Annotated in this window: 15 protein-coding genes; 2 read left to right on the top strand and 13 right to left on the bottom strand. The window is 45.0% G+C overall.

What is annotated here, in order from left to right; all coding sequences use genetic code 11:
* Nucleotides 1–85: 85 nt before the first annotated feature.
* The 5 genes from ACTNBR_RS04900 to ACTNBR_RS04880 form a co-directional block, all read right to left on the bottom strand.
* Nucleotides 86–1,057, bottom strand: a complete 972-nt coding sequence (locus ACTNBR_RS04900; RefSeq protein ID WP_441016523.1) for an ABC transporter ATP-binding protein — start codon at nucleotides 1,055–1,057, stop codon at nucleotides 86–88.
* 2 nt (nucleotides 1,058–1,059) lie between these two features.
* Nucleotides 1,060–2,082: an ABC transporter ATP-binding protein gene (locus ACTNBR_RS04895; protein ID WP_441016526.1), complete on the bottom strand. Its 1,023-nt coding sequence runs from the start codon at nucleotides 2,080–2,082 to the stop codon at nucleotides 1,060–1,062.
* On the bottom strand, nucleotides 2,082–2,978 hold the full coding sequence (locus tag ACTNBR_RS04890; protein ID WP_441016529.1) for an ABC transporter permease: 897 nt from the start codon (nucleotides 2,976–2,978) through the stop codon (nucleotides 2,082–2,084). Before ACTNBR_RS04890 ends, ACTNBR_RS04895 begins: the two co-directional genes overlap by 1 nt.
* Nucleotides 2,979–2,989: 11 nt before the next feature.
* On the bottom strand, nucleotides 2,990–3,940 hold the full coding sequence (locus ACTNBR_RS04885) for an ABC transporter permease (protein ID WP_441016532.1): 951 nt from the start codon (nucleotides 3,938–3,940) through the stop codon (nucleotides 2,990–2,992).
* 128 nt (nucleotides 3,941–4,068) lie between these two features.
* On the bottom strand, nucleotides 4,069–5,643 hold the full coding sequence (locus tag ACTNBR_RS04880; RefSeq protein WP_441016535.1) for an ABC transporter substrate-binding protein: 1,575 nt from the start codon (nucleotides 5,641–5,643) through the stop codon (nucleotides 4,069–4,071).
* 437 nt (nucleotides 5,644–6,080) lie between these two features.
* On the opposite strand from ACTNBR_RS04880, the gene ACTNBR_RS04875 reads away from it, so the two are divergent.
* Nucleotides 6,081–6,455, top strand: coding sequence for a PD-(D/E)XK nuclease domain-containing protein (locus ACTNBR_RS04875; protein WP_441016538.1), 375 nt, complete (start codon nucleotides 6,081–6,083; stop codon nucleotides 6,453–6,455).
* Between the two features lie 95 nt (nucleotides 6,456–6,550).
* Here ACTNBR_RS04875 and ACTNBR_RS04870 read toward each other — a convergent pair whose 3' ends face one another.
* From ACTNBR_RS04870 to ACTNBR_RS04860, 3 genes are all read right to left on the bottom strand, one after another.
* Nucleotides 6,551–8,062: a CoA-transferase gene (locus ACTNBR_RS04870; RefSeq protein WP_441016540.1), complete on the bottom strand. Its 1,512-nt coding sequence runs from the start codon at nucleotides 8,060–8,062 to the stop codon at nucleotides 6,551–6,553.
* 150 nt (nucleotides 8,063–8,212) lie between these two features.
* On the bottom strand, nucleotides 8,213–9,292 hold the full coding sequence (locus tag ACTNBR_RS04865) for a helix-turn-helix domain-containing protein (RefSeq protein WP_441016543.1): 1,080 nt from the start codon (nucleotides 9,290–9,292) through the stop codon (nucleotides 8,213–8,215).
* A complete protein-coding gene (locus tag ACTNBR_RS04860) occupies nucleotides 9,237–9,593 on the bottom strand; it encodes a hypothetical protein (RefSeq protein ID WP_441016546.1) in 357 nt (118 codons plus the stop codon). The genes ACTNBR_RS04865 and ACTNBR_RS04860 overlap by 56 nt, the downstream gene beginning before the upstream one ends.
* Nucleotides 9,594–9,781: 188 nt before the next feature.
* On the opposite strand from ACTNBR_RS04860, the gene ACTNBR_RS04855 reads away from it, so the two are divergent.
* Nucleotides 9,782–10,558 carry a sulfite exporter TauE/SafE family protein gene (locus tag ACTNBR_RS04855; protein ID WP_427808805.1) on the top strand — a complete coding sequence of 259 codons (777 nt, stop codon included), beginning with the start codon at nucleotides 9,782–9,784 and terminating at the stop codon, nucleotides 10,556–10,558.
* Nucleotides 10,559–10,610: 52 nt separating this feature from the next.
* Here ACTNBR_RS04855 and ACTNBR_RS04850 read toward each other — a convergent pair whose 3' ends face one another.
* The 5 genes from ACTNBR_RS04850 to ACTNBR_RS04830 all read right to left on the bottom strand — a co-directional run bounded on the left by ACTNBR_RS04850 (nucleotide 10,611) and on the right by ACTNBR_RS04830 (nucleotide 15,213).
* Nucleotides 10,611–12,710: a glycogen/starch synthase gene (locus tag ACTNBR_RS04850; RefSeq protein ID WP_441016549.1), complete on the bottom strand. Its 2,100-nt coding sequence runs from the start codon at nucleotides 12,708–12,710 to the stop codon at nucleotides 10,611–10,613.
* A 179-nt stretch (nucleotides 12,711–12,889) separates the two neighbouring features.
* The gene (locus ACTNBR_RS04845; protein ID WP_427808807.1) at nucleotides 12,890–13,015 is read right to left on the bottom strand and encodes a hypothetical protein; all 126 of its coding nucleotides are present in this window, start codon (nucleotides 13,013–13,015) and stop codon (nucleotides 12,890–12,892) included.
* Nucleotides 12,987–13,262, bottom strand: coding sequence for a cyclase family protein (locus ACTNBR_RS04840; protein WP_441016552.1), 276 nt, complete (start codon nucleotides 13,260–13,262; stop codon nucleotides 12,987–12,989). The genes ACTNBR_RS04845 and ACTNBR_RS04840 overlap by 29 nt, the downstream gene beginning before the upstream one ends.
* Nucleotides 13,263–13,490: 228 nt before the next feature.
* On the bottom strand, nucleotides 13,491–14,009 hold the full coding sequence (locus ACTNBR_RS04835; protein ID WP_427808809.1) for a hypothetical protein: 519 nt from the start codon (nucleotides 14,007–14,009) through the stop codon (nucleotides 13,491–13,493).
* Nucleotides 14,010–14,025: 16 nt separating this feature from the next.
* Nucleotides 14,026–15,213: a sirohydrochlorin cobaltochelatase gene (locus ACTNBR_RS04830; RefSeq protein WP_441016555.1), complete on the bottom strand. Its 1,188-nt coding sequence runs from the start codon at nucleotides 15,211–15,213 to the stop codon at nucleotides 14,026–14,028.
* Nucleotides 15,214–15,242 lie beyond the last annotated feature (29 nt).

The raw sequence follows: 15,242 nt of genomic DNA, 5'->3' as shown, positions 1-15,242 counted from the left end.
ATAGTTGTAAAGTTCATAACTTTCCAATATCCAAAACAGGAGTGGAACTTTCGTCACACTCCTGTTCTTATTCTTTTAAGATGGACTATTCCGCCAGATGACATGCCACCTTATGCCCACTCTTTACCTCTCTAAGCTCCGGTTCCTCCTGCCTGCATTTTTCTGTCGCATACGGACACCGTGTGCAGAACGCGCACCCGGTAAACTTCTCTGTCCTCACCGGCTGCTCGCCATGAAGCGCTGCCACTTCTCTTCGCTGTATATACGGATCCGGTGCCGCTGCAAAGAGTGCTTTCGTATATGGATGAAGAGGATTCTCGAATAATTCCTCCGTTCCAGCTTCCTCCATCATGGACCCCAGATACATGACTCCAACTCGGTCCGATATATACCGCACAACACCAATGTCGTGTGAAATAAACAAAAGACTGATTCTAAGCTCTTTCTGCAGATCCATCAGCATATTCAGGATCTGGGCCTGAATAGACACGTCCAGTGCAGAGACCGGCTCGTCACACACGATCAGCTTCGGCTGAATGATCAGGGCTCCTGCAATTCCCAGACGCTGTACCTGTCCGCCGGAAAGTTCATGAGGATATCGAAAATAATGTTCTTCCGACAGTCCCACTTTCTGCAGGATTTCGAGCACCGTCTCCCTGCGTTTCGCAGCATCGCCCATACCGTGAATGATCAAGGTCTCTTCCAGAATATCCCCGATACGTCCTCTCGGATTGAGTGCGGACAAGGTATCCTGAAACACCATCTGCAGATCCTTTCTAAGTGGTCTGAACTCCCGATCACTCAACTTGCAGAGATCCTTCCCATTATACAGAATTTCTCCACTGTCCATCTTGTTAAGGCCTACGATGGCACGTCCGGTAGTCGATTTTCCGCATCCTGATTCTCCCACAAGTCCATAGATTTCTCCTTCTTCAATATAGAAGGACATATCATTGACGGCAATCATATGCTCTTTCGGTGCAAACAGCTTATTCGAAGTTCCCCGCAGCGGATATGTCTTTTTCAAATTCTTTACTTCCAGCAAATGTGTCCCCATACCTAGTCCTCCTGTTCCTGCTTCTTTGCATCCGCATATTTCCAGCATTTTACAAGATGTCCCGGCTCTGCCTCACAGAGCGGCGGCTGTGCCTTTTGGCATCTGGCATCCGCATCCTTGCATCTGGTACAGAAATGGCATCCTTCCGGGATTTTTGTAAGTGGAGGTACCGTTCCGGGGACAACCGGAAGATGCTTGCCTTTCTCCACGCCCAGATGCGGAATACATGCCAACAGTCCTTGCGTATACGGATGAAGTGGCTTTTCAAATAATTCTTCTGTCAATGCTTCTTCAACGACCTGCCCGAGATACATAACTCTTACACTGTGGCAAAGCTGTGATACAGCTCCCATATCGTGTGTAATAAACAATACTGACATTCCCAGCTTATCGTTTAATTCCCGGATCAACTGCAGAATCTGTTCCTGAATCGTCACATCCAGGGCAGTGGTCGGTTCATCCGCAATCAGGAGCTTCGGCTCACATGCCAGTGCCATTGCAATCATAACTCTTTGCTGCATCCCTCCGGAAAGTTCAAACGGATACTGTCTGTAGCAGTTCTCCGGATTTGGTATCCCTGTAATCTTCAACATCTCGACCGCACGCTTTTTCGCTTCCTGTTTTGACAGCTTTCTGTGAAGAATCAACACTTCACTCAACTGTTTGCCAACCGTATGCACCGGGCTTAACGAGGTCAGTGGATCCTGGAAAATAACAGAGATCCGGTCACCTCGAATGTCTCTCATTTTCGAGAGCGGAAGCTTCAGAATATCCTGACCTTCAAAAACGATTTCTCCTTCATAACGCACTGCCGTGTCATGATCTCTCAGTCTGAGAATAGACTGGGACATCACACTTTTCCCGGATCCGGACTCGCCAACCACACCGGTAATTTCTCCCGGACGGATGCTCAGATTCACGCCATCTACCGCGGGATACCATTTTTTATGAACCGGGAATAATACCCGAAGATTCTTAATCTCAAGGATCGGCTCCTTGGCTGTTTTATTCGTATTCTCATTCATTACCTTTTTGCCCCTCCTTTTGTTCTCGGATCAAGGAAATCCCGAAGACCGTCTCCCAGAAGGTTCAGGCTCAGTACACAAAGTATCACGGCGGCTCCCGGTACGATCATCGTCCACGGAGCTTTGGAAAGAACCAGCTTACTGGCCTGCAGCATATTGCCCCAGCTCGCAGCCGGTGCCGGAATTCCAGCTCCCAGGAAACTCAAAGATGCTTCCGAGATGATGGCCTGTGCAAAAATAAAGGATGCCTGAACCGTCAACGGGGAAACAACGCCCGGCAGAATCAGTTTCCACAAGATTCGGAAACTGCTTGCCCCTTGTACTTGTGCAGCTTCCACATAGGTCTGTTCCCGTATGACCATCGCACTTGCCCGGACAGTCCTTGCAACACTGGGCGTATACACAATCGTCAGCGCCCAGATTACATTCCAGCTCGATGTTCCAAACGCGGAAATCAACGCAACTGCAAGCAGAATTCCGGGAATTGCAATCAAACCATCACAAATCCTCATCAAGATCTGATCCAATATTTTAAAATAGCTTGCATAAAGACCGATGATGGTTCCCAGAATGCAAGAAAATGCAGCTACACATCCTCCAACCCAGAGGGACACTCTCGCACCATACATCACGCGGATAAACAGGTCACGTCCCAACTCATCGGTTCCCAAAAGATGCCCTTTCCCGGGCGGCTGCAAACGATCCGCCACTACCATGGCGTTCGGATCTGTTTTATTAAGAATCGGCACCAGAACCGCAAACAACAAAATGATCGCAAATCCGATGAATCCGATAATCAATCCCGGACTTGCCAGAAGACGTTCTTTGCGGAGCTGGCGCTGTTCCTTCAGAATCGCCACACTGGCATCCGAAGCACTTTTTCTTGTAAAATACATATCTCCACCTCCTACTTGCGCCCCGGCTGAAGCCTGGGATCAACGAAGCCATACAATATATCCACAACCAGATTGACCAAAACATAAACAAGTGTCACAAAAAGAACTACACCCTGGATCAGGAAAATGTCCCTCCGGTTGATTGCTCCCATTGTCAGCATTCCGATTCCCGGAATATTAAACAGTGTCTCCGTTACGATCGTTCCAGTTACCAGACTTCCGAAGGACTGTCCGACAGCCGTAAGAATCGCCGGCGCCGCATTTTTCAGCGCATAGGTCAGAAGCACTTTCTTTTCTTTCAGTCCCTTTGCCCGGGCTGTCCGGATAAAATTCTTATACAGTACTTCCAGAAGAGAGGATCGGGTCATTCGTGTAATATAGGCCGCCTGTACAATTCCAAGAGACAATGCCGGAACAAACAGGTACCTCAGATGCTCCAAAAGTCCCTGATCCAATCCAACATACCCGGAAACCGGGAACCAGTGATGATAAACACCGAAAAACAGCATAAGGAACATACTAAGCAGAAATCCCGGGATTGCGGTTCCGAGAAGAGATGCCGTTACTGCTGTCACATCCACCGCAGTACCTCTTTTATATGCCGCAATGATTCCGAGCGGAACCGAAAGAATCAAAGCAATGATCTGTGCCAGAATGGCAAGACTGATCGTGGGACCAAAATATTCGGCAATGGCCTCAAGTACAGACTGCTGAAGAAAATACGATCTCCCCCAGTCCCCATGAAGTACATTCATGAACCAGTCTGCATACTGCACCAGAAACGGGCGGTCAAAACCAAGTTCTGCATTCAACGCCGCAATCTGATCCGAGCTTGCCTCCAGCCCCAGAAGCGCCGTTGCCGGGCCTCCCGGAATCAGATATGTTACCAGAAAGACAACCACAGATACAACGAACATGACCGGAATCAGGGACAAGATACGTTTCCCAATGTATTTTAACATAAGAGATTAACTCCTTTCTCTTGATATCGTTCTGGAAAATCTAATTTCCAATAAAATCAAAGAAGCGGCGGTTGCATACAAGCACCGCCGCCATCCTGCTATCGCATATTTTCAAGTTCAAGATAAAACTATTTTGTTGCGGTCCAGTAAATCGGGAATCTTACATAGCCGACTCCGTCCACTTTCTCATTTGTCAAAATAACGTTTGTAAAATGTCCGAGAACAGTTGCTGCACCGTCTTCATACAGGAATGTCTGGAGATCTGCCCATGCTGCAGCTGCTTCTTCATCGGATGCTGCAGAACGAATCTTCGTAATTCCGTCTGTTACTTCCTGACGGTCTAATCCTGCCCAGCCTTTATCCAGTACAGAAAGCTGAACCGGAAGCATATTATAGCTGTTGCTTGTAATAAACATGCTGAACTGCTTCGGATCAGAACGATGTTCCATAAAGGTGCTGAAATCATAGCTTTCTACTTCGGCATTGAACCCCGCCTGTTTCAGCTGTTCCTGTACAACCAGTGTTGCATTGTACATTTCTTCATAATCCGGAGTCGTTACGAGAACGATCTTCTCATTATTATATCCGGATTCAGCCAGAAGTTCTTTTGCTTTTTCTACATCATTCTGATTGTAGTATTCTTTACCGGCATCGGTTCCCCACTGCTTGTCATCTGGGTTACACCATCCTGCATTGATTTCATACAGACTCGGATCTCCGTAAGCTGCCAGAAGAACGTCATCACAGTTCAGAGCTGCAAGTGCTGCCTGTCTTACTTTTTCATTTGCCATAATACCTTCTGTTGTATTCAGGAACAGGTTCAGTGTACCGCCGCTCTGGATGATCAGCTTCAGTCCTGATTTCTCAGAAAGCTCCTTATATCTCTCAAGCGGAACATCTTCTGCGATGTCATACTGACCGTTCTCTACACCTGCAATACGGGTTGCTGAATCTGTTACTACACGGAAATAGATCACATCAGATACGACATCCTTCGCATCTGCAAGACCGGTAGAAGCATTTGGTGAAGGCTGATAGTCTTCATAGCGTTCCAGCTTCACATACTGATCCTGCTTCCATTCAGCCAGTTTGTACGGGCCGGTTCCTATGTATTCCTTAATGCCTTCTTCAGAGGCAGATTCCACTACCTCTTTCGGGTAGATTGCTGCAAACTGAATCGGACTTGCAAGGATCATGATAATATCTGAAGAAGCCTGATTTGCTGTCATCTTTACGGTATAATCGTCTACTTCCTCAAATACAGAACCACCGATCAGTGTATTTGCTTTAGCAGAAAGCTCCAGCCAGCGATTCATAGAAGCTACTACATCATCTGCTTTCATTTCTTCGCCGTTATGGAACTTCACACCCTGACGAAGCTTGAAGGTATAAACCATTCCGTCATCGCTCACTTCATAGGATTCAGCCAGCACCGGAACCGGTTCATAGTTTTCATTCATCTGGAATAATGATTCATAAATATGTACACCAATTCCTCCAACCGTATTGGAATTGACAGTCGGCGGATCCAGTGACGGCGGATTTGCCGCAATCGCTACGTTGAGTTCAATCGGTTCTGTGGTCGCTGCATCGGATGCATCTGTCTTGTTATCTGTACTGCTTTCCTTTTTGCCGCAGCCAGCCAGAACAAGCGTCGCACACATAACGACTGCAAGAATGCGTGACAATGTTTTGTGTTTCATACTTTATTTCCTCCCAAGTTTGTATTTATTTGTAACTGTTCAGAGCAAAGCAGATTTGTCAAAAAAGGGCGTTGAATGCTTGCATTCGTAAGCACTTTTTTGTACAAATCTATTTGGCGGATACGCCACACTGAGGAAACACGAAGTGTTTTCGAGGTTGGCTCCGAACAGTTACGTTTATTTATAAATTATAATAAATATACATAGCAGTATCAAATTCAAAATAATGATAGATTTTATCTATTTATTTATCTTATCTATAAATCATGACTGCTTTACCGTACAGAATTCAATCCTAAAATGTATAAACACTTTTCTATATATTTTTCATAACATTCATATCTGATTTGTAATTTTACTTGTAATCCGCCATAACTTCTCCAGGAAGGCACTCGAAGTATAAAAGATAAATTTGAAGGACTGCTTCAGTAGAGCGTATGTTTAACAGCATGGTACGCGGCTGGTTTAGAAGATCTGAATCGGATTATAACGATTTTATCAAAGCTTTATTATTAGGCGACACAAAAGCAATGAACGCTTACATGAACCGCATTGCACTGAGCACATTCAGCTATTTTGACACGGGACGAGGTCCTTCCGGATCGGAACCGGAACGTTTCTACCCCATTATACTGGAGTTTAAGGTACACGATCCCGAAGACGAGGCTTCTCTCAAAGATACCGTAAATGACGCGCTGCGTCAGATTCAGGAAAAGCAGTATGCAGCGCAGTTGCTCTCCCGCGGCATCATGGAGGATCACATCCGTTGTTATGGCTTTACTTTTCAAGGTAAAAAAGTACTGATAGGATGAATAATAATAATGCCCGTGGATTTCAGGCGCACACATACGGAGAAATCCACGGGCATTGTTCAAGTACGCCTCGACGTACCTCTTCGAAAACCGCATTATAATTCCACCTCAAACGGCAGATGTGAAAGGATATCTTTCTCGGCATCCACTCCAGGATATACTTCAATCAGCTTCAGACCTTTTGGTGTCAGACGGAATACACACCGTTCTGTGACATACAGTACCTTCTGACCGTTGGCAATGGCCCGCTTAGCTGAGAAACTAATGCTTTTTACTTCCTCTACAAACTTCGGGATCGTACCTTCCTTTTCAATTGTAACGACCCCTTTCTTCTGGGAAACCTCGAGCCCCTTGGTATTAAACGTCAGGCAGAACACAACTGTCGGTGTTTTAGCTGTAATATTGGCAAATCCTCCGATTCCCGCAAAGGCCCCCGGGCCACGGTGTGCGTTGACATTTCCCTGTCCGTCCACTTCCAATGCTCCCATGAAGCAAACATCCAGCCCGCCATTATCATAAAGGTCAAACTGGTTGGCCATATCATAAACCGACGCCGCACCGATCATGGCTCCGAACGCCTCTCCGGATACCGGGAATCCACCGATTCCTCCGGACTCAACAGTAAGCGTCACCATATCCAGCATACCGTTCTTTCTTGCATGTCTGGAAACCATTTCCGGAATACCGATCCCGATATTCACAATATCATCCAGACGCAGTTCCATTGCAGCCCTCCGTCCGATGATATTTCCAACGGTATTATTCTTAGATGTTTTCGAGGAAACCGTATCGATCTTCTCATTCCACATACTCCAATCCTCATACGGGATTTCAAAGCTTCCGGTCAGTGCAGTATATGCTTCATTCCGTTCTTCCGGTTCTGCCACAACAATAGCATCCACAAGACATCCCGGAATGATCGCATTTCGAGGACGAGACGGTGTATTTACAAGGCGGTCAACCTGCACGATCACCTTCCCATGATTCGCCTTGACCGCCTGACAGATGGACAATGCGTCACCGGACATAAACATATCATCAAAAGAAATATTTCCTTTACGGTCTGCTGCCGTTCCCTTGATCAGCGCAACTGTAAGTTTCGGCAGCTTATAATAGAGAAATTCCTCCCCATCCACTTCGACATGTTTGACCAGAGAATCATCAATCGAAATCCGATTGATTCCAGGCCCTTCCATTCTCGGATCCACGAAAATATCCAGCCCCACCTTGGAAAGTGCTCCCGGCAGTCCGCCCGCCTGTGCACGGATTGCGTGAGAAATGCAGCCCAGCGGCAGATTGTATGCCTCAAACCGATCCTCCAACACAAGCTTCTTCGTACTCATCATAGCGCCAAAATGCCCACAGATCAGTCGGTCTACAGCACCTTCCCGAATATACCCTTCCGCATTACGGTTTTCATCCCACACACCGAAACCGGCACTGGAAACAATCGTCAGATGTCTGGGTGACTGCATCCTCTGGTACCTGTCAAAGAGTGCCTCATGAAGTGCTACAGGATTTTCAATTCCCACAAACGAATTTACACAAATACAATCTCCGTCCCGGATCAGTCGAATTGCCTCATCGGCACTCATTATTTCATACATGAAAAATGTCCCCCTCATAACATAACACAGCACCGGTGAACAAGGAATCCTACATCCTGCCTGCCGATGCCGTTCTACTCATAAATCTGTAGCTATTCTATCAGAATCATTGTATAAAGTCCAGAACTTTCCTATTATATTGCCTCAATTCTACCGTTCCTCCAGGAATTCCCGCCGATACTGGGACGGTGTGATTCCTTCTGTCTTTTTAAATACCTTGGTAAATACCCGATAATCTCCATATCCGGTCTGTTCTGCAATCTCCACCATGGAAAGCTGCGTAGTCACAAGGAGTTTCTTCGCTTTCTCCATACGGATGTTTGTCAGATAAGAGAGGAAGCCTACTCCGATCTCGTTTTTAAATAACTGGCTGATATACTGCGGATTCAGATGAAATTCTTCCGACAGTACGGAAAGACTCACTTCTTCGGCCAGATGTTCCTGCATATATCTGGTGATCCCGGTAATCACACGCTCGTTCTTCACTCCTGCCTTTCCTTCCTCCGACACCCGCTTTTCATACAACAATATCTTCAGATTATCAATACAAATTCCAAATTCTTCGTAATCAACCGGTTTCAGAATATAATCCGTGATCTGCAGACGAAGCGCCTGCTGACAATACGAGAAATCATCATATCCGGACACAATAACAAAAGCAATGCCCGGATGTTTGATTCTGCTGAGCTGAATCACCTTTAGTCCGTTCATAATCGGAATATTGATATCCATGATCACAATGTCCGGACAAAGTGTATCGATCCGCGCCAGTGCCTCCATTCCATCGGCTGCTTCGCCAACAACTTCACAGTCATGCCCTTCCCAGTCAAACAGACGTTTAAATCCTTCTCGTATCATAATTTCGTCATCCACCAGCCGCATCAGAAGATCTGCTACTTTCTTATCATCATTTAACTGGGCCTGAATCCGGATCGTGTCCAGTGTATTATAGAGGAAATGGGGATTCACCTGACTTTTCAAATAAAGCATGGACATCTTCTGTTCCGTCAGTTCTGCACGCAGAATGTCCGGATTCTCAAGCGTCAGATAGAAAGCCATCGTCATCAGAGTCATACCCATTCCGCTGATAAGCCAGGTCGGATTCACCGCCTGCAGCAAGGATACACATACTTCGATCACAAGAGCTGCACCAATCGCCTTTTTCTTCTTTCCGTCAATCTGGTTCCAGTGGCAAAACAGCAGCCAGATAAATCTTTGCCACCAGATCAAACCGCCGAGGTTTTCCAGTCTCCTCTTCCACCAAGACCGCAATATACTGGTAGAAAAGATAGACAACAAATACCATCGTTCCGATAAAAAAGCGATGAAAAATATCATTCAGAATTCTCGGCACTGTGTCCAGATGATTCACTGTATAAACGGTTACCGCATCAAATACAAGATGAACCAGTACCGCAATCAGAAGAATCGAAAATGTTTGATGTAGCCTCGAGTGTTTCTGCCCTGCCGAGAAATAGACAAACGCCACGAATGTCAGGACCAGAAACAATGCTATTTCCATTCGAATCATATACGCTCACTCCTATGATACTATTGTAATTTATTTTCCTACATCCGGATAGAGACAGAATGCAGGGAAGTGTGTCAGTTTTATAGAAATTTAATTGACATTCCTCTTTCAGGCGATATAATAGTTCTAATTTAAACTATCCAGGAGGGACAATATGCCCGTTTCGGGATCAAGGAGGTACACTAACGATGGAAATACTCTACAAAATTGTCATTTGTTTTATTGCAGGAATGGGCGCAGGACTGGGAACCGGATTTGCCGGAATGAGTGCAGCCGCTGTCATAAGTCCCATGCTGATTACATTTCTGGGCATGCCTGCATATGATGCAGTTGGAATCGCACTGGCAAGTGACGTCCTTGCCAGTGCTGTCAGTGCTTATACTTACGGCAAAAATAAGAATCTGGATATCAAAAACGGTCTTGTCATGATGATCACCGTCCTGATCTTCACGTTCGTTGGAAGCTTTGTGGCAAGTAAAGTTCCAAATTCAACCATGGGAAGCTTTTCCACATGTATGACACTTCTGGTCGGCATCAAATTTATCGTGAAGCCGGTTATGACAACCAAAGAAAAAATGGCATCTGTCAGTCCGAAAAAACGATTTGTTCAATCGGTATTAAGTGGTATGATCGTAGGCTTTATCTGCGGTTTCATCGGCGCCGGCGGCGGAATGATGATGCTTCTGATCCTGACCAGTGTTCTGGGTTACGAACTAAAAACCGCTGTTGGTACCAGCGTATTTATTATGACCTTTACAGCATTAACCGGAGCGGGAAGTCACTTTATGATCGGCGGTATGCCGGAAATGCTCCCTCTGATCCTCTGTATTCTCTCAACACTGTTATGGGCACGCATTGCTGCCAAATTTGCAAACAAGGCAAGTGCAGCAACACTCAATCGTTCCACCGGAATTGTACTTACCATCTTGGGCGGTGCAATATTCCTTGTCAATATTGTCAGCTAAAAATAATGGGATACCACCGGTATCCCATTATTTTTTATCAGAAATCACAATACTATCTTGTCAATTCCAGATACAGCTCCTTATACTGTTTTGCTGAATTCTCCCATGAAAAGTTCTTGTCCATATCTCTCTGAACCATCTCATCCCAGCACCAGCGATTTGTAAAGAATAATGTCTTTGCTCTGTTAATAGCATCCAATAACAAGCCTGCATCATAACGGTCGAATGTAAATCCGTTTCCTGTATTCGTAAACATGTTATATGGTTCAACAGTGTCCTTCAGTCCACCGGTCTCACGAACAATTGGAATTGTACCATAATGCATAGCAATTAACTGGGTAAGTCCGCAAGGTTCAAACTGCGAAGGTACCAGTAAAGCATCTGCACCCGCATAAATTCTGTGAGCTCTTGTTTCATCATACATGATGTTGGAGCATACATTTCCCTTATATGCATTCTCATAATAACGGAAAGAATTCTCATATACATCATCTCCGGTACCAAGTACAACGAACTGGGTATGTTCATCCATAACCTGACGAAGAATGGTATTGACAAGATCCAGTCCCTTCTGATCGGTCAATCTCGAAATCAGACCAATGACAAACTTATGGTCATCCTGAACAAGTCCCAGCTCTTCCTGCAGTTTCCGCTTGTTTTCCCTCTTCTTCTCTAATACATTCGTGATGTCATAGTTTGCATACAATCTGGAATCTGTGCTGGTGTTCCAGATATCATAATCGATACCGTTGACGATACCTCTCAATTTTCTCCAGTGATGTCTCAGATGCGCATCCAGTTTCTCTCCGTAGTATGCTGTCTGAATCTCACCGGCGTATGTATTGCTGACAGTTGTAATAATATTAGCGTAAGCCAGTCCTCCTTTTAACATATTCGCATCGTTGTAGTTTACTTTCAGTGCATCTTTGTTAAATACGTAATCCGGAAGTCCTGACCAGTAGCGGATCGTCGGAATATTGTAAATACCCTGGAAACGCAGATTATGGATCGTTAAGATCGTCTTTGCAGTAGTCAGCTTTGTATTTTCGAATAAAGTTCTAAGATATACCGGAACCAGAGCTGCCTGCCAGTCGTGACAATGAATGATATCCGGAACCCAGTTCAGATAATTCAGTGCTGCAAGTGCTGCCTTGGCGAAATAGCAGTATTTCGGAATATCATCAATCAGATTCGTATATGGATTTCCACTGCTGAAAAATTCTTCATTATCAATAAAATCATACACAACTCCATCCCATACATATTCCATAATACCTACATAATAGGATCTGCCGTCTGCACACAGATTCATCTGGAAGGATCCTTTGTATACCATCTTCTCCTGATATTTCTGCGGTATACATTTGTAAAGTGGGATAATTACCTTCACATCACAATTCTGTTTAACTAATGCCTTCGGGAGCGCGTACATAACATCACCCAAACCTCCGGTCTTCACGAATGGATAGCATTCTGAACCGATAAATGCGATACTTCTTCTTGGACTCATATATACCTCCTGTTTCGGTTCTTCTTTTACCTCTTCTGCCGGTGCTTCTTTGGTTTCCTCTGCCGGTGCTTCTTCTGTTGCCGGTTCCTCTTTGGTTTCCTCTGCCGGTGCTTCTTCTGCTGCCGGTTCTTCTTTGGTTTCTTCCACCGGTGCTTCTTCTGCTACCGGTTCTTCTTTGGTTTCTTCCACCGGTGCTTCTTCTGCTGCCGGTTCTTCTTTGGTTTCTTCCACCGGTGCTTCTTCTACTACCGGTTCTTCTTTTACTTCTACTACCGCTTCCGCCTTAACTTCTTCCGTTTTCTCTTCTTTTACTTCCTCTGCCTTTGGCTCTTCAGCTTTCACTTCTTCCGCCTCTTTTTCTGCAGGTTCTGCTTTTTTTCTGGTAGTTTTTCTTGTCGTTGTTTTCTTTATCGCAGTCGTTTTCTTTGCTGCTGCCCTCTTCGTAGTTTTCTTTTCTTCAGGTGCTTCCGCCTTTACTGCATCTGCCCCTTCCGGTTTCTCAGTTTCCTTAGCAATCTCTTCTTTCACGATTTCTTCTCCCGGCTCCGTTGTCAAAGAAGCTTCAACCGTTGCCTTTTTGGCAGTCCTTTTTGCCGGTGTACTTTTCTTTACTGCAGTTTTGGTAGTTTGTTTTCTTGCCATTTTATACCTCTCCATAAAAAATACTAATTGTTCACTGTTTGTAATATTTAGAATCTTATATTATTATAACACACAAATCCAAAAATGGGTAAATTTCGTATTCTTTTTATAAAGTAACTTTCAAATACACCTCGACGTACTTACCGCGTGGCAGGAGTCTTATCTTCTTTCAAAATAACTCAGTCCAATTCCACCAGTATCGCCCGGCAAGGTGCCCCATCTCCGTCTCCCAGATTGATCGGTGTCGCATTCAGGAAATAGCATCCTTCGGGAACCCTATCCAGACAGATTCCTTCCAGCAACACAATTTCCGCTCCCAGAAGTGTGTTCTGTTACATAGGCATTTCCGATAAATTTTTCCAGTTTTACCTGGTCGATTGTTCTTCCTTTCTGGAAAAAATGATATGGAGCATCCACATGTGTTCCGTTGTGGGCACACATTCGAAATGCCGATAAATTGCATGGCGAATCCTTTGCTATCACGGATAAGATCTCTTTTTCAGGAGCCGAATCTCCGGGAAATACATTGCATCCGAACACTTCCTGTATCATATATTCTCATCTCTTCTCCCTCCATTAACCTATTTTATCCAGTATATCACTTTTTTGAAAACAATATTGTCAATCATCAATTATTTTCCCTTATAATAAAAAACCAGACGTTACAATTTTGTTCATCCTGCCAATTGTACCGTCCGGTTATTCACATTATTTGTTTCTTCCAGGTTCGATCTCCGTTCCACCAACGATTTCGCTGTAACTTAACAGCACCCTGACATTTTATTCTTCCCGAACCGGATTCGATACGCTGACTTTATGATCATACCATTTTCCTTTCGTTCCAATCAGCGCAAGGTCAAATTCTTCATCCAACGCCGGAACCGGAACATCAAATCCATTCACTTCTTCCGTCGTTCCATCACTATAGGTAACTGTATCTTCGGTAGGAATCAGAAGCTCCGCTCCTTCTTTCACGGCATCCTCTGCAAGTCCCGGATAGAGATTGACAATATTTTTCGATGTAAGTGAAATGTGAATCGTCATCTGACCATCCTTAACCGTCAGAGTTCCTTTTCCGTCACAGGCTTCATTTACATGAAACATGCTGCTGTCAGTTTGGAATTCTGCACTGTAAATTCCGTCTTCCAGTTCAGCCTCCCCGGCTTCTTCACTCTGAGCTGTATCTTCCGTAAGTGTCTCGGTATCTGTCTTTGCAGCTTCTTCTTTCTTTCCACATCCGAGCATCAACGCGGATGCCAGTATTGCCATTCCAAGCATGGCTGCTATTTTCTTCTTCATACTTCTGATCCTCCCATTATTTATCAATGACTGCCGCAGTGTGATCAACATAAATCTGCTGAATAGCCTCGATTCCACCAAGTCCTGCAATCTGCACATCCACTTGTTCAAAAAATCCGGAATTCTCAAACAGACTCTTCCATGAATCTTCATCCTCTCCGGCCATATCATTATTTGCGTGATCCCCCGCCACAACCATCAACGGCCGGAGAATGACCTTTTTATATCCCGCATTTTTTACTGCTTCAATAATTGCCTCGCAGGAAGTTTCTTCCGGTTCCCCTTCGACGGTCCCGATAAATACATTGTCGTAGCCGAGTACCTGCATCTGTGTCTGCATCTGGCTGTAGGAAACTTTTGCCGTATGGGAGGTGCCATGTCCCATAAATACAAATGCCGTACCATCTTCCTTCGCTGCATCGAGGCTGTCATATCCTGCTGTTTCAACAGCCTGTGCCGTCACTGCCTTTGCAACAGCTTCTTTATCTGAATTGATTGCCGAAGCATCGCTTCCCACTTCACCCAGAAGCGGTTCCGAAAACTTTACGGATTCAAATTTGTCCTGGTAACGCTCCACTGCTTTGACCAGTTCATCATATTCTGCTCCATGCATCAAGTGGGTCGGCTGTACGATCAGATTCTTCACATTATTTTTCACTGCACGCTCCAGAGCCTGATCCATATTGTCAATACATTCTCCGTCTCTCGCCTGTATGTGATTGATGATAATCTGCGATGTAAATGCTCTTCTTACGGACCAGTCAGGATATGCCTCCTGCAGGGCATCTTCTATTCCTTTAATATCTTCCACGCGGCTGTCATTGTAAGATGTTCCGAAGCTGACTGCCAGAAGTTCATTTTCTCCGATTCCATCCTGGTTCCTTGAATCGTCGGCGGATGCGTCTCCGGTATCTTTTCCAAAATAATCCGGGTCCGCATTTTCTCCTTCTACCAGTTCCTTCTGCTCATCCGTCAGTTCATCCCATGCTTCTTTTGCAGCCTTACACGCTTCATCCGTCTGATCGTTTCTTTCCTGAACATAGATTGCGTCTATCAAATCTGCCACCTCATTCGCTGCTTTCTGATCATCTTCTGTTTCTTTGGTCTCCTCTTTTTCTTCCCCATTTCCACCAGAACATCCTGCTATTGTTAATGTGCTGATTACGGAAACGGCCAGTAGAATTGTGAGTAATCTTTTCTTCATTCTGAATCTCCTCCTTCTTATTTTGTCGT

Source organism: Bariatricus sp. HCP28S3_F11, assembly GCF_052065395.1.
In the GTDB taxonomy this organism is placed as follows: Bacteria; Bacillota; Clostridia; order Lachnospirales; family Lachnospiraceae; genus Allocoprococcus.
This window is presented reverse-complemented; position numbering and strand designations above follow the sequence as displayed.

What these genes read in the sequence shown, in the direction of transcription:
- ACTNBR_RS04900 (WP_441016523.1), bottom strand. Translation starts at nt 1,057, where the DNA reads ATGGGGACACATTTGCTGGAAGTAAAGAATTTGAAAAAGACATATCCG.
- ACTNBR_RS04895 (WP_441016526.1), bottom strand. Translation starts at nt 2,082, where the DNA reads ATGAATGAGAATACGAATAAAACAGCCAAGGAGCCGATCCTTGAGATT.
- ACTNBR_RS04890 (WP_441016529.1), bottom strand. Translation starts at nt 2,978, where the DNA reads ATGTATTTTACAAGAAAAAGTGCTTCGGATGCCAGTGTGGCGATTCTG.
- ACTNBR_RS04885 (WP_441016532.1), bottom strand. Translation starts at nt 3,940, where the DNA reads ATGTTAAAATACATTGGGAAACGTATCTTGTCCCTGATTCCGGTCATG.
- ACTNBR_RS04880 (WP_441016535.1), bottom strand. Translation starts at nt 5,643, where the DNA reads ATGAAACACAAAACATTGTCACGCATTCTTGCAGTCGTTATGTGTGCG.
- ACTNBR_RS04875 (WP_441016538.1), top strand. Translation starts at nt 6,081, where the DNA reads ATGTTTAACAGCATGGTACGCGGCTGGTTTAGAAGATCTGAATCGGAT.
- ACTNBR_RS04870 (WP_441016540.1), bottom strand. Translation starts at nt 8,062, where the DNA reads ATGTATGAAATAATGAGTGCCGATGAGGCAATTCGACTGATCCGGGAC.
- ACTNBR_RS04860 (WP_441016546.1), bottom strand. Translation starts at nt 9,593, where the DNA reads ATGATTCGAATGGAAATAGCATTGTTTCTGGTCCTGACATTCGTGGCG.
- ACTNBR_RS04855 (WP_427808805.1), top strand. Translation starts at nt 9,782, where the DNA reads ATGGAAATACTCTACAAAATTGTCATTTGTTTTATTGCAGGAATGGGC.
- ACTNBR_RS04850 (WP_441016549.1), bottom strand. Translation starts at nt 12,710, where the DNA reads ATGGCAAGAAAACAAACTACCAAAACTGCAGTAAAGAAAAGTACACCG.
- ACTNBR_RS04840 (WP_441016552.1), bottom strand. Translation starts at nt 13,262, where the DNA reads ATGATACAGGAAGTGTTCGGATGCAATGTATTTCCCGGAGATTCGGCT.
- ACTNBR_RS04835 (WP_427808809.1), bottom strand. Translation starts at nt 14,009, where the DNA reads ATGAAGAAGAAAATAGCAGCCATGCTTGGAATGGCAATACTGGCATCC.
- ACTNBR_RS04830 (WP_441016555.1), bottom strand. Translation starts at nt 15,213, where the DNA reads ATGAAGAAAAGATTACTCACAATTCTACTGGCCGTTTCCGTAATCAGC.